Raw genomic sequence first — 12,775 nt, forward strand, 5'->3', positions numbered from 1 at the left:
CATATATTCTCATATATTCTCATTTGTTCTACGCTTATATACCATACTCGATTTTTCTCCAACAGGCAAGGCTTGTTTTTACTGAATTCTTTTTACTCGATTCTTTTTGCTGGATTCTTTTTTGAATCTGTGCTATACTCATTCCCGTGCATTTATATAATCGGATTTTCCCGCCTTTTTACGGGTGTCCGGACTGGTTCGTGAACTTCCCAGTATAAAAAACCAAGTATCTCAAAATCATTTTATTTCAAGGAGATTGGAAAATGAATGCAAAAAAACTGATCATCGACTGTGATCCCGGCATCGACGATTCTCTCGCCCTGATGCTTGCCGCAGCTTCCAAAGAGCTGGATCTGATCGGCATCACCACAGTCAGCGGAAATGTACCCGCTTCTATGGGCGCAAAAAATGCCCTCAAAATTCTTTCCATGATTGGAAAAACAGATGTCCCTGTTTATGTCGGAGAGGAAACTCCCCTGGTCCGCGACTATGTGGATGCCATGGACACGCACGGCATGGACGGCCTCGGCGAATCCGGCTGGCCGGATGTCAAAGAGCTTACGCCAAAAACAGACGCTGTTTCTTTCCTCATCGAAACCTTAAAAACAACCCCTGATGTTACCATTCTTGCCCTCGGACCGATGACGAATCTTGCAAAGGTTATTTCGTGTGCACCGGAATGCCTTGAGAATCTCGAAGCACTGGTCTCCATGGGCGGAAGCTACAAGAGTCACGGAAACTGCTCTCCGGTTGCCGAGTATAATTACTGGTGCGACCCGGACGCCGCAGCCGAAGTGTTCCGTGCTTTCTCCGAGCTGCCGCAGCTTGCCGGCAAAAAGCTCCATATGATCGGGCTGGATGTCACAAGAAAAATTGTTCTGACTCCGAATCTCGTGGAATATATGAAGTGTGTAAATCCGGAAGTCGGAACCCGCATCGAGGAGCTGACACGTTTTTACTTCGATTTTCACTGGAAACAGGAAAAGGTCATCGGATGCGTAATCAACGATCCGCTCGCAGCCGCTTATCTTGTGGATCCGTCGCTCTGCAGCGGTTTTGATGCCTATACGCAGGTGGAAACAAATGGTCTCTGCCTTGGTCAGACCGTTGTGGATGCCATGAATTTTTATCAGAAAGCACCGAACAGTCACATTCTGACGCAGGTCGATGTGAGCCGCTTTTTCCTGATGTTCTTTGCGCGTGTTCTTGGCGTATCTGAAGTGGAATCTGCACCGGTTCTCGACCAGATTCTTACCGCACCGCCCGTCTTCCCGCATGAGACAATGTTTCAGAAGGGAGGGGACGCAAGATGAACGCAAACCGTACGTTAAAGCTCACGACTCTGGCACTCTGTGGTGTTATCAATATCCTCGGCGGTACCGTTGCACTGCTGCTGCGCCTTCCGGTTTACCTCGACTCCATCGGAACGGTTCTGGCTGCCGCCCTGTTCGGACCGGTTGCAGGCCTCGTCCCGGGACTCATTTCCGGACTGATTTCCGGTATGACAAGTGATGTCTATGCGTTTTACTATATTCCGGTACAGCTCATCCTTGGTCTGGTTGCAGGTCTTGTATTCCGGAAGCTCCGCCCATCCCATACGGCCGGCTCCCGCAGTGAGGGACTTTCTCTTCGCACCATGGGCTGGAAGCTGTTTCCGGCAGCGCTTGTGATCTCACTTCCGGGTACTGTGGTAAGTTCCACAATCACCGCGGTTGTTTTCGGTGGAATTACTTCCTCCGGCTCCACTGTGCTGGTGCAGCTGCTTCACAGCCTCGGTATGAATCTGACTCTCTCTGTCTGCGTTGTACAGGCCATGACAGACTTTGTGGATCGAATGATTGTCCTTGCGGTCGTCCTCGTGATTCTGCCCGCCGTTTCTTCTGCTTTCGGCAGTCTTTCTATGAGAAGCAGAAAATAATCTGTACCAATAGCACAAATAATCCTGCAAAAAATTCACTTTCTTTTTTGCAGGATTCTCATATTTTGGCATAACAAGAACTCCGGAAAAAAGGAGAGGCTGCATCAGGAGCCATCCCTTTTCCGGAGTTTTTTATTTCTTCTTTAATAAAATCATTCACATGCGCGGATCCATACCTGCATTTCGCCCTCACCTCGGTTGTTCCACATATAATATGGAATCAGCTTCAGTTTCGTCTTTTCCTCTTCCTCTTTCTGATACAGATGATACAACGGCTGTTTTTCCGCATCGCCCAGCTTCATGCGACGTCCCTCGGCCGTTACGCTCACAAAGTGCTCGCCCAGCTCATCGGCTGCTTCTGCGGTTTTTTCACCATTCACACAGAGTTTTGTCAAATGCAGATTCTTTCCGTTGTCTGCTTCTTCCATACAGTAAACAACCGGTCCTCGTTTTACGGCAACACGGCCGGCGTCCTCGCGTACAAGCGGATTGGATGCCAAAAACTGGATTTCCATCGGAAAGTTCAGGCGGATCGTCTCACCCTCCGCCCATACTTTTGTCACATACAGATACCCGTCTTTTTCTTCCACTTCTGCGCCTTTTGGAATCTCTTTTTCATAAGAAGCACACCATCCCGGGATGCGGAATGCAAAGGTGTACGGCTCTTTGGTATCGCTCTCGCAGGTCACGGAAACATGGCCGTCCCACGGGAATTCGGAAGTGATGGATGCTTTTACTTTTTCTCCTTCCACTGTTCCACCCATGTACAAGTGGACAAACAGGGTTGTGTCGTTTTCCGTGTATGCGTAAGATGCAACTGAGCTTACCGTTCTTGCCAGGTTCGGAGGGCAGCAGGCACAGCCGAACCATTTCTGACGGATCGGTTTTACATGGAATTTCCGCTCATCCTTGTGACATGCCTCCGGCAGTACCTCCAGCGGATTGACATAGAAGAAGCTCTTTCCGTCGAGCGCCATTCCGGAGAGGACGCCATTGTAGAGGGCTAATTCCATCACATCCGCGTACTCTGCTTTTGCCTGAATCTCCAGCATGCGGCGAGCAAAGAACACAAGACCGATGGATGCACAGGTCTCTGCGTAAGCGGTATCGTTTGGCAGGTCATAGTTGAAAGAGAATGCTTCTCCTATATGAGTGGCACCGATTCCGCCGGTGACGTACATTTTCTGATGCACCATGTTGTTCCAGAGAGTTTCACAGGCTTTCAGCAGGCTCTCATCCTGCGTTGCCCTTGCCACATCCGCCATGCCGGAATAGAGATATACGGCGCGTACGGAGTGCCCCTGCACCTCATCCTGCTGACGCACCGGGCGGTTTGCCTGATTGTAGCTATATCGTTCCTCGCCCTCCGGGCAGGTCAGACCGCGCTCGATATCGTAATAGTATGGTTTTGTTCCGCGTTCATCGATGAAGTATTTTGCAAGATCGAGATACTTCTGCTCGCCGGTCAGATCATAGAGACGCATCAGAGCCATCTCTGCAATTTCGTGACCAGGATAACCTGCTTTTTTCCCCTCGCCGTGACCGAGTTTGCTGGCAATAAAGTCCGCGAAACGCTCTGCTGCTTTTAAGAGACGGTCTTTTCCGGTCGCCTGATAATAGGCTACGGCGCCTTCCGTCAGATGACCGAAGCAGTACAGCTCATGGTTGTCCTTAAGGTTTGTAAAAATCATATCCTGATCGTTGATCAGATAGTAGGTATCGAGGTATCCGTCTTCTCTCTGTGCTGCGCAGACAGCTTCAATTGCTTCATCTGCCGTTTTTTCCAGCTCCGGATCGGGATGCTGTGTCAGGGAGTACGCAACTGCCTCCACCCATTTGGTAAAATCGGTATCCTGGAACAGGAAGCCATAAAATCTTCCGTCCATTTTGCCATCCTTCGGCAGTGTCTCAAAAGTATCCAGAGGGTATTTGATCTGAACAAATTTGTCTCCTTTTGCTTTCCGCTCTTTTTCAACTTCACCGGCGCGGCGGTAGTTCCGCATACAGAAGCTCGGTGCTGCTCCCGGAACATTGTCATTTAAGGCATTCCACTGATACGGAATTACTTCGGTGCGGACAAGCTCCATCTCTTTTTTCCAGAATGCATCAGTAACCTGGACTTTTGCCAGGGATAATGGTTTGCTGAAGTTTTTCTGATCCATTTTTTCGGTCTCCTTTTTCGTTGTCTTCCGCCGCCTCCTGGTTTGAAAAAGATATTTTCCTTGCTTTCAGGGATGGGAAGCGTTACACTTCTTTTGACGGCTGTTTTCCTGTTTTTCTATAGTTTTATTTTAGCAAAACGGACCTCCGTTTAAAATATAAGAATGTTTGAAAAGGTTTGAAAAAGTCATATGATCTCTGTTTTATTTCCAGATGCCGCCTGTTTTACCTACGACCTCTGCGGCAAATTCCAGTCCCCGTCCCCGGAGTGGATGCACCTGACACGGAATCTCGTCAATTTTGAACTGATGGTTGTGACGGAAGGAACGCTTTTTATCGCGGACGAACGCCGCTCTTACGAGGTTCACCCCGGCGAATATCTTCTTTTGCCGCCGACCGTCCATCAGCATGGTTCGAAAAAGGGAAGCTGCTCTTTCTACTGGCTCCATTTTATCCCGGGTATCCCCTCCGCACCGATCGTCGCTCCTTCTGACCCGACCGCCGGATCGGTTCTGGATGAGTTTCATGCTGCACCGCCATCCTCCTACCGCCTTGAGGACCTCGCTCCCGCCCAGCTTCCATCCAACTACCCCGAAACGTTATGCATCCCGCTCCAGAGAACGCTTTCCTCCCCGAACCGCGTCATCATCCTCATGAAGCAGCTCCAGGACACTTCCCTGCGTTTCCACAACACGTTCCTCAACAACAGCCTGACTGCCGCTGTTCTCGGCGAAATCAACTGTCAGAGTCCCTTCTACCGCACCTACACTTCCGAAACGCAGCGGACGCAGATCCTGCAGGACATCATCAGCTACATCCAGTACCACAGCAGCGAGTCCCTCAAAGTCACCGAACTCGCCCGTTATTTCGGCTACAACGACAAATACCTCTCCTCCCTCTTCCACGAGGGCACCGGGATGACGTTAAAACAATTCATCCTGAAATCCAAAATGGACAGCGCTATGGCCGAGCTGACGGACACAAATCACACGGTCTCTCAGATTGCCTATAACGTTGGATTTCAGGATGCGCATAATTTTTCCACGGCTTTCCGAAAACTCACCGGGATGACGCCGGGACAGTACCGGAAGAGTTATGGGAACCGGAAACTTTCTTTTGAATAGGACGGGAGGATACGACCCCCAGGCACCGCGGGGGGCGGACGCTCCGCTGCGCCTGGGGACCCATCTACGTTTTGGCGGACGGAAGTGATTTACTCAATGGATGGATTCACTTATTCTTTAGAAATTTACTGTTTCTTTTAGAAAATAGACATACTTTGCTCACATTTCTTCACTATACTATATCTCAGATAGTTGATGAACCATTCAAAACTATCTCCCCCCTCATTATGAAAGAGCAGCCCGCATATCCGCGGGCTGTTCTTATTTTTTGTCTTTTTGCACCCCACCTAACGTAAATGCCGCCTGCGGTCGGGGAAAACATCCCGACCGCAGGCGGCCTCACAATCTACCGTGGAATCACATTACTCTTCCGCAGCTTCAATTGCTGCAGTCTCGATAATAAATTTCACGCTTCCATCCATTCCATTTGCCTTACCACTGTAAGAAGTATAAGCACATTTATCCGAATTCAGCGCCTGAATCCGATCCAGTACATCTCCCAGATCATCCTCAAAGGTACTCTTCAGCTTGCTGGTACCCTCTTCTTCAAACTTCTTCGTACCGTCAGCCAGTTCTTTCGCCCCATCGGACAGCTCGTCAATACCATCAACAACCCTGCTGCTTCCCGATTTCAGATCAGAAGCTCCGCTTGCCAGAGAAGAAGTTCCATTTGCCAGTGTAGAAGCTCCGCTCGCCAGCGTAGATGCTCCGCTTGCCAGCGTAGATGCTCCGCTGTTCAGTTCAGAAGCTCCGCTTGCCAGGGAAGAAGTTCCATTTGCCAGTGTGGAGGCTCCGCTTGCCAGCTGGGATGCTCCGCCTGCTACCTGAGAAGCACCGCTTCTTAAGCTTCCGCTGTTTGCAGAAAGTTTTGCAGATCCATCGCTTAACTGGCTTCCCAGCTGTCCAAGACCTGCGGTCAGCTGTGTCGTGCCGCCCTGCAGAGTCGTAACACCCTCAACCAGAGCCGGTGCATTTGCTTTCAGCTGGCTTGCGCCGGAAAGCAGCGTATCATTGTAAGCACTCAGCTGAGTAAATCCTGCGTTCAGTGCATTGATGCCTGCTGTTGCTTTTGCAAAACTCTCATTTGTGCTGCTGTACAACTGGCTCACACCTGCGGACAGAGTACCGATGCCCTTGTACAGAGCGCTTCCGCCTGCATCAAGCTGTGCCACACCTGCGGTCAGTTTCTGCATTGCACCAAGATTCTGCTCAACAACTGCTTTATTATCGGTGATGGTCTGCATCTGTTTCTGCATGGTCTCAAGCTGCGGCATCAGAGCTGCAACCGTCTTCTGCAGATCGCTGTACTGGCTCTTGATGTCGCTCATCTTCTGCTGCATTGCTGCAAGACCGGAGAGATCCGGGCGCTCGATTTCGAAGTTCAGTTCCGGAAGAGTAATCTGCGGAGCTGTAACCGGAGTAACCGAAACGGTTCCTGCTGAAGCGGAAACGCTGACACTTCCGATCTGGTTTCTTGCTTTACTTAAGGAATCGGCAAGTTCTGTATTTCCAGCGCTCTTAGCTGCGGAAATCTGTGCATCCAGTGTAGCTGCTGCTGCAGAGAGCTGATCATTTGCCTGTTTTGCTGCATCGGCGGATGCCTGGCTTGCTGCTGTATCAGCTGCGCTCTGTGCTGCTGCTGTTGCTTCCTGGTTCAGCTGTGCTGCTGCTCCGTCTGCCCATGCCTGAACCTGTGCTGCCATCTGGGTTCCCATCTGCGTTGCCTGATTCGTGATCTGTGCCTCCAGACCGCTTAAGTAGCTCTCAAGTCCTTTGGACAACGTATCCATCTGGCTCATCAGCTCGTTGCCGTTTGTCATCATGCTGTTGACAGATCCTGCGATTGTGGTGTTCAGAACCTCGGAGAGTGCCTCGGTCTCGGAGATCAGGGTAGAACCGGTGCTGGTCATACCGTCTACCATCGTCAGAAGGCTCTGTACATCGGTGCTCTGCAGCTGCTCGTTCAAACTGGTCAGTCCTTCGGAGAGTTGTTTTGCTCCTGCTAAAATATCATTCTCATCTTTTCCGTCGAGTGCTGCGTTCAGTGTTGCGATTGCACTGTTTACCTCGGTCAGGCGGTCTGCCAGAGGCTGAAGCTTCTCAGCGCCTGCTGCAAGCTGTTTCTCGCCTGCTACATAAGAAGCAACGCCGTCGGACAGCTGTGTTGTTCCGTCAGTGTACTGTTTTACGCCTGCAACGACTTTATTCACACCGTTTACATACTCGGTTACGCTTCCAGTCAGCACACCGTTCTTTCCAAGATACGTCTGGATTGCTTTATTCAGGGTATCAGCGCCCTCGGTGTAGGAGTTTACGCCGCTTGCCAGGGAAGAAGCTCCGCTGCTTAAGGTGGATGCTCCGTTGGACAGGGTAGCTGCTCCGCTGTTTAAGGTAGAAGCTCCGCTGTTCAGAGTAGAAGTTCCGTTTGCCAGAGTCGATGCTCCGCTTGCCAGTGTGCCGGCTCCGCTTGCCAGTGTGCCGGCTCCGCTGTTCAGCTCGTCAGCGCCGTCTTTTAACGTTCCGATACCGTCATCCAGCTCTTTGTAGCTGTCTTTTAAAGTATCCACACCATCGGAGAGTGCCTTGGAACCGTCAACCAGTTCCATTGCAGCATCCTCAAGATCACTCAGTGCATCCTTCAGGTCATCGTATCCGGTGATGTTGTCGGTATCGATGGTGTCGAGAACATCGTCAAGTGCAACGGTGAAGGTAGAATCCAGAGAGAAGTTCTCCACATCTGCAGTGATCTCCAGGCTTTCCGGCAGTTCGAAATCACTGTCACCGGATACCAGATCTTCAAGGGAATCGGAATTTAATCCCAGGCTTTCCTGCAGGCCCGGCATACCAAATCCGATTACGATGTTTCTGCTTCCATCGGAAATGACTTTACCATTGTCGATCTTGACATTGGAGAAAGTATCCTGCGGAAGAATCATTCCGGTCATCAGGACGAATGGGGTGTACATCGTCTCTTTCTTGCCATTGATGTCAACCGTTGTCTTTGTGTTGTTTGTATAGTCAACTTTGATTTTCAGTTTTCCGCTCTTTCCGGCCAGGTCATCCGGTTTGATTTCCTTGCCGTCCAGATAATAGGTGAACTTCACGGAAACCGGAGGCTCTTTTGTGGTTGTTCCCTGATAATAGATATCCTCGCCGTCTGTCTGCCAGGTCAGCTCGTTTCCGCTCTGGGTGAACTCCTCGTCGCCCTTTACGTTTTTGATGTCCTTCAGTTCACTCTCATCTTTCAGGTTCTTTTCCGTTCCTGCGTTCTTCAGCCAGTTGGATACGGTGATCTGATCTTCCGATCCGTCTGCATTTGCATTTACATATACGGTTTCTTCTTTGGAAACCGCTGCGTCCTCTCCTGTCGCTGCATAAACCGGAGCAGCTCCCATAACAGCAGCCATACCAACAGCAAGACCAGACATCATCTGTTTTCTCAGTTTTCTGTTTCTATTCATTGTGATAAACTTCCTTTCTGTGGTTTTTATAATGGTTTTTTATGATGAAATCCAGGATCATAAGAGAAGTAAAACCCGCTCGGAGTAAGATACTGCGGGATACTGTTTCCCTCAGATCGAGGATGTTTTTCCTATGCCTTTCAATCATCTAATGTTATAACGCAAAAATGACTCTTAGTCAACATTAAATACTGCACAAAATTGACGATCGGTCATTTTTTTCTTCGTGCATAGTCACAAAAATGAGAAAATTAGTCATTTTCCCTTTGACAGTTTCCATGTATTCTAACTATAATTGTAGTTAAGTAAATGACACATGATGTGATATTTTTCAGGAAAGGAGACTCTCTGTGGGAAAAATTGACAACAACAAACAAATGAAACGTGAGTCCCTTCTGGACTCTGCTTTCTCACTTTTTATCAACAACGGCTTCAGTAAAACATCCATTTCGGATATCGTGAATAACGCCGGCGTTGCAAAAGGTACCTTCTATCTTTATTTCAAAGATAAGTACGATATTCGGAATCATCTGATTGCACATAAGGCGAGTCAGGTATTTCAGGCCGCCTACTCAGATCTGCTGCGCCACCCGGATATCCATGATTTTGAAGAGCAGGTGCTTTTTATCACCGACAATATCCTCGACCAGTTTGCCGCCAACCACAGCCTCGTGACGCTTATTTCCAAGCATCTGAGCTGGGGATTCTTCAAAAATTCTCTTACCTTTGCTCCGTTTGCCGACACGCCGGCCATCTACACTATCTATGAATCTCTGCTCTCTCATGCAGCATATACGTATCGTTCACCGGAGCTGATGTTCTATATGATTCTGGAGCTTGTAAGCGGTACAAGCTACAACGCTATCCTGTACCAGCAGCCGGTTCCGCTTGAAGAACTAAAACCGGAGCTTTACGCTGCCATCTGTGGCATTTTCAAACAGTTCCGGATCCGTAAGAAACGAAAAAACGCGGAAAATGCAGGCGCGGATCCCGCCTCACTGTTCTCGTAGAAAAGAAAGAATCCTGCTACGGCAGGATTCTCCGCCTGCGGCGGGTCGCTTTGGCGACATAATTCCCCTCCGCCGCAGTGCGATCCTGCCCGGAGGGCTTTTTTAATTTACAGGAAAATTCAACGAAGTTTCCTGTAAATCAAAAAATACTTTCGCGGAATCTTTTCAAAAGAAACCACGAAAGTATTTTTATTTTCCTCTTTGCTTATACCTGCTGTTCCAGATATTCACCAATCCGCTGTTCCATCACAGGCACCAGCCACTCGGCATAGCCGGCCTTCATCGGATGAATCGGATCCTGAAGATACAGTTTTCGTTTTTCCGGGGAAACACGGTTGATTTGTTCGTCATTCCAGAAATCGATCACACCGATCTGCCATTTTTCCTGAATTTTCAGAAGCGCCTCTACCATCTTCGCGTACGGCTTGGAATCATACTGTGGATTCGTATAGAACATCACCGGGCAATGCCACGTTTCTTTTGCATATGCAATGATATACTCAATCGCGCCGCAGACAGTTTCGACATCGAAGCTCTCCAGATCGCGGGATTCCGAAATTTCACCGAGCGGGCTGTTGTGTGTTGCATCGTTAGTGGACAGCTGGCAGATAAAAAGATCCACCTGTTGCTTTGGATCAAGCCTGTCGCGCATACGCTCGATGTAGGAATCCTCACCATTATCAATCAGCGTGGTTCCGTTGACCGCTTCTTTGATGCAGGTACAGCTGTCTTTCTTCGCTATGTACTCCGCAAACGAATTGTTGTGGGCAGCAAAGCCCTTCGTCACGGAGGATCCCAAAAATACAACTGTTTTTCCTTTTAACGGACTTGTCTTCTTAAACGGAATACGGGAAACATCGTATCGGACGGAATTTCCTTTTTTAAAATAACCTGTTTTCTTATTCATGCTATATATGCCGCCCACAGCTAAGGCTGCGCCTCCTGCGGCCAGGATTCCGGCTATGATTTTTGCATCCATCGTAAAACCTCCATTATCTGAGTCAGTACAGATTCTCCGATCCTGTCGGATCTTTTTCTCGAATACCCCTATCTTACATCATTTTTCCGAAAATGCAAGTAAACTTTGTTGTCGATTTTGTTCCGATTTTGTTAACAAAATACGGATTTTCTGTGTTCTGGTCGAAGTTTGATCGATTCCGGCAATTTTTTTATCTTTTTCTCGCGAAAACCATTGACTCTCAAGTGCACTTAAATGATATATTAAAAGCAGCGTAATTACTATTCTTCCTGTACTTCCAGAGTACTTCCACGCCTGCTTTACGAAAACCTCTGCGAATACAGAAGCATTGCAAAGGAGAAATATTTACTATGAAAGAAACAATTTTAGGCAATCATCTGCGAAAGGTTCCTTCCATTGCAGTCGGATGCATGCGGCTTTCCGAAAAATCGAAGGACGAGATGAATCATTTTATCCACTCCGCGCTGGAGCAGGGCGCATATTTCTTTGATCACGCAGATATCTACGGCGGCGGCATGAGCGAGACTGTGTTCGGTGAGGCATTTTCCGGCGATCCGTCCCTGAAACGGGAGGATATTTTTCTCCAGTCCAAATGCGGCATCCGCCAGGGCTTCTATGATCTGTCGAAAGACCACATCCTGGAATCTGTCGATGGTATTTTAAAACGTCTGCAGACGGATTACCTCGATCTTTTGCTGCTCCACCGGCCGGATGCGCTCGTAGAACCAGAAGATGTAGCTGCCGCCTTTGATGTTCTGTTTGAGAGCGGAAAGGTCCGCCATTTCGGTGTTTCCAACCACAAGCCGATGCAGATTGCACTGCTGCAGAAATATGTCCGCCAGCCACTCGTTGCCAATCAGGTACAGTTCAGCATTCCGGTTTCCAATCTTGTTGCAAATGGAATGGAAGTCAACATGGAGACTCCGGGTTCCGTTGATCACGATGGAAGTCTGCTGGATTACTGCCGTCTTCACGACATTACACTTCAGGCATGGTCTCCATTCCAGATGCCGGCCTGGAAAGGATGTTTTCTTGGCAGTGACGAGTACCCGGAACTGAATCAGAAGATCCGCGGACTCGCTGAGAAATACGGTGTCAGCGATACCACGATTGCCGCAGCATGGATTTTACGCCATCCGGCGAATATGCAGCTTGTCACAGGCACGGCAAGCGAAAACCGCCTGAAAGAGATTATCGCGGCAAGTAATATTACGCTGACGCGGGAAGAATGGTACGAGCTGTATCTGGCGGCAGGCCATCCGCTTCCGTAAGTTTTTCTGTCCGTCCACCCGTATGCGGAACAAGGCTAAAATCCGTTTTTCGGATCCGTGATTGATTTATAACATCGGAAAAGCATTCCTTCGGATCTTATCGATCTTCTGGAATGCTTTTCCTTTTTTTATCTATAAATGAGCAAATTTGAAAAAATGCACAAAACTACGCCACGACCTTTACAAAGGAGTCAAAACCAATGCATTCCCTCGCATATTGATAGAGGGTGAGATATTTTTCCATCTGGATTATGTCACTGATCTTGCGATACCCTGTTTCAAAAGGACAGACTTTGCCGGTTCCAACAACACACATATAGTGTGCAAATGACATAATCAACCAGTATCTTCGGATTCCCTGTGCAGAACGGATTTGATAGCTGTCCAGCGCCAGTTTATCCTTACATTGGCGGAAAAACACCTCAATTGGCCACCTGCATACGTAATTGTCCAGGATTTCATTTGTGGATAAAGACACATCCATGCAAAGGAAGGCCCTTAGTGCTTTCGGTTTTCCAAATGCTTTTTCGGGATAGGCTGTCGAATTATTTAATAATAATCCGGTGGGTACATTTGATGCAATACTTATGGATATTATGATGCCGGTAATGGATGGATTGACAGCGACTAAAGCAATTCGGGCATTAAATCGACCAGATGCAGGAATAATTCCGATTATTGCAATGACTGCCAATGCTTTTGCAGAAGATGTACAAAGATGTTTAGATTCAGGAATGAACGCACATTTAGCTAAACCTTTGGATATTGAAAAAGTGAAAAAAAACGATTTGTGAACATACAATTGAATTATATACTATAAATGAGCAAATCCAAAATATTGCACAAAAGAAA

Annotated in this window: 9 protein-coding genes, 1 pseudogene and 1 riboswitch; of the genes and pseudogenes, 6 read left to right on the forward strand and 4 right to left on the reverse strand. The window is 48.3% G+C overall.

Features of this window, described 5'->3' with window-relative positions:
• Positions 1–187: 187 nt before the first annotated feature.
• Positions 188–232, forward strand: a riboswitch (PreQ1 riboswitch).
• 31 nt (positions 233–263) lie between these two features.
• Together DWW13_RS14840 and DWW13_RS14845 are read left to right on the forward strand one after the other, a co-directional pair.
• Positions 264–1,313 (forward strand): nucleoside hydrolase, encoded by a 1,050-nt coding sequence (locus DWW13_RS14840; protein WP_118595262.1) that lies wholly within the window; start codon positions 264–266, stop codon positions 1,311–1,313.
• A complete protein-coding gene (locus DWW13_RS14845; RefSeq protein ID WP_118595263.1) occupies positions 1,310–1,918 on the forward strand; it encodes an ECF transporter S component in 609 nt (202 codons plus the stop codon). Before DWW13_RS14840 ends, DWW13_RS14845 begins: the two co-directional genes overlap by 4 nt.
• 152 nt (positions 1,919–2,070) lie before the next feature.
• On the opposite strand, the gene DWW13_RS14850 is transcribed toward DWW13_RS14845, so the two are convergent.
• The gene (locus tag DWW13_RS14850; protein WP_118720456.1) at positions 2,071–4,080 is read right to left on the reverse strand and encodes a glycoside hydrolase family 127 protein; all 2,010 of its coding nucleotides are present in this window, start codon (positions 4,078–4,080) and stop codon (positions 2,071–2,073) included.
• Between the two features lie 189 nt (positions 4,081–4,269).
• Here DWW13_RS14850 and DWW13_RS14855 point away from each other — a divergent pair, with 189 nt between their 5' ends.
• Positions 4,270–5,202, forward strand: a complete 933-nt coding sequence (locus tag DWW13_RS14855) for an AraC family transcriptional regulator (RefSeq protein WP_117509907.1) — start codon at positions 4,270–4,272, stop codon at positions 5,200–5,202.
• A 362-nt stretch (positions 5,203–5,564) separates the two neighbouring features.
• Here the strand turns inward: DWW13_RS14855 and DWW13_RS14860 are convergent, their stop codons facing one another.
• Positions 5,565–8,663 (reverse strand): hypothetical protein, encoded by a 3,099-nt coding sequence (locus DWW13_RS14860; protein ID WP_118720458.1) that lies wholly within the window; start codon positions 8,661–8,663, stop codon positions 5,565–5,567.
• Between the two features lie 350 nt (positions 8,664–9,013).
• Here DWW13_RS14860 and DWW13_RS14865 point away from each other — a divergent pair, with 350 nt between their 5' ends.
• Positions 9,014–9,673, forward strand: a complete 660-nt coding sequence (locus tag DWW13_RS14865) for a TetR/AcrR family transcriptional regulator (RefSeq protein WP_117509909.1) — start codon at positions 9,014–9,016, stop codon at positions 9,671–9,673.
• Between the two features lie 205 nt (positions 9,674–9,878).
• Here the strand turns inward: DWW13_RS14865 and DWW13_RS14870 are convergent, their stop codons facing one another.
• Positions 9,879–10,652 (reverse strand): SGNH/GDSL hydrolase family protein, encoded by a 774-nt coding sequence (locus DWW13_RS14870; protein WP_118720460.1) that lies wholly within the window; start codon positions 10,650–10,652, stop codon positions 9,879–9,881.
• A gap of 350 nt (positions 10,653–11,002) precedes the next feature.
• On the opposite strand from DWW13_RS14870, the gene DWW13_RS14875 reads away from it, so the two are divergent.
• Entirely contained in the window at positions 11,003–11,923 is a 921-nt protein-coding gene (locus DWW13_RS14875) for an aldo/keto reductase (protein ID WP_118720462.1), read from the forward strand.
• 166 nt (positions 11,924–12,089) lie between these two features.
• On the opposite strand, the gene DWW13_RS14880 is transcribed toward DWW13_RS14875, so the two are convergent.
• Positions 12,090–12,407 carry a hypothetical protein gene (locus DWW13_RS14880; RefSeq protein WP_227797418.1) on the reverse strand — a complete coding sequence of 106 codons (318 nt, stop codon included), beginning with the start codon at positions 12,405–12,407 and terminating at the stop codon, positions 12,090–12,092.
• A gap of 52 nt (positions 12,408–12,459) precedes the next feature.
• On the opposite strand from DWW13_RS14880, the pseudogene DWW13_RS14885 reads away from it, so the two are divergent.
• Positions 12,460–12,717, forward strand: a pseudogene (locus tag DWW13_RS14885) (response regulator); the annotation flags it as partial.
• Positions 12,718–12,775: the final 58 nt, after the last annotated feature.

This window comes from Blautia sp. AF14-40, assembly GCF_003479665.1.
In the GTDB taxonomy this organism is placed as follows: Bacteria; Bacillota; Clostridia; order Lachnospirales; family Lachnospiraceae; genus Fusicatenibacter; species Fusicatenibacter saccharivorans.

Excerpts from the sequence above, each read along its gene's own strand:
- DWW13_RS14840 (WP_118595262.1), top strand. The coding sequence starts at position 264 with ATGAATGCAAAAAAACTGATCATCGACTGTGATCCCGGCATCGACGAT.
- DWW13_RS14845 (WP_118595263.1), top strand. The coding sequence starts at position 1,310 with ATGAACGCAAACCGTACGTTAAAGCTCACGACTCTGGCACTCTGTGGT.
- DWW13_RS14850 (WP_118720456.1), bottom strand. The coding sequence starts at position 4,080 with ATGGATCAGAAAAACTTCAGCAAACCATTATCCCTGGCAAAAGTCCAG.
- DWW13_RS14855 (WP_117509907.1), top strand. The coding sequence starts at position 4,270 with ATGATCTCTGTTTTATTTCCAGATGCCGCCTGTTTTACCTACGACCTC.
- DWW13_RS14860 (WP_118720458.1), bottom strand. The coding sequence starts at position 8,663 with ATGAATAGAAACAGAAAACTGAGAAAACAGATGATGTCTGGTCTTGCT.
- DWW13_RS14870 (WP_118720460.1), bottom strand. The coding sequence starts at position 10,652 with ATGGATGCAAAAATCATAGCCGGAATCCTGGCCGCAGGAGGCGCAGCC.
- DWW13_RS14875 (WP_118720462.1), top strand. The coding sequence starts at position 11,003 with ATGAAAGAAACAATTTTAGGCAATCATCTGCGAAAGGTTCCTTCCATT.
- DWW13_RS14880 (WP_227797418.1), bottom strand. The coding sequence starts at position 12,407 with ATGGATGTGTCTTTATCCACAAATGAAATCCTGGACAATTACGTATGC.